The sequence below is a fragment of the Pseudoalteromonas sp. NZS71 genome, from assembly GCF_015864715.1.
Lineage (GTDB): Bacteria > Pseudomonadota > Gammaproteobacteria > Enterobacterales > Alteromonadaceae > Pseudoalteromonas > Pseudoalteromonas arctica.
On sequence record NZ_JADYWS010000088.1, the window covers coordinates 1 to 556 of the forward strand.

A 556-nucleotide genomic window follows, 5' to 3' on the forward strand; every position below is an offset into this window, starting at 1 on the left:
GAAGACGGCATACGTGATTGACAGACGTGACGCTCACGCGGAAGCCGTGGCTTCCGCGTGAGCGAGGAGCCGCCGCGCAACCCCACGTCGCAGAAATCGCGGCGCGACAAACATCATGTCGATGTACCCGGTGGCGCTCACATCGGAGAACCCTGCGACCTCTTCATCGATGGTCGCGACAAAACTGTTTCGCGCCGCCATCGCGCGGCCCCAAGAGTGCAGGTCCCGCGCATCGATATCCGCCCAGGCTTCCGTCTGCTCGACGGTGTAGTCAGCGGATGCCGTTTGGGTCACCGCGGCGATGAAGACGGCCAGCGTGCTGGCGGCATCCAGCTCGGTATAGGGGCGCACCTCCATCGAAGCGTGCTCACGATTCGCGGATGCAGTCACGCGACTAGCATCTCACTCGGGCTCGTGTGCGTCGGTGCCCCCTTCGGCCACACCCGACCCCAGTGGATCATTCCCCACGGCGGCATGATCACGCTCGACGCGACAACCCAGTCGGTCGCGGCCGACTACAGCTGACCGCCTCGTCCTAATGCGGTTCAGCACATGC

1 protein-coding gene is annotated in these 556 nt (G+C 64.4%); it reads right to left on the reverse strand.

Annotation, left to right across the window (positions count from 1 at the left end; genetic code table 11):
• Nucleotides 1-33: 33 nt before the first annotated feature.
• A complete protein-coding gene (locus tag I6E85_RS20840; RefSeq protein ID WP_197237343.1) occupies nucleotides 34-357 on the reverse strand; it encodes a GNAT family N-acetyltransferase in 324 nt (107 codons plus the stop codon).
• Between the last annotated feature and the right edge of the window lie 199 nt (nucleotides 358-556).

Coding starts and splice junctions, on each gene's coding strand:
- I6E85_RS20840 (WP_197237343.1), bottom strand. CDS start 357: ATGGAGGTGCGCCCCTATACCGAGCTGGATGCCGCCAGCACGCTGGCC.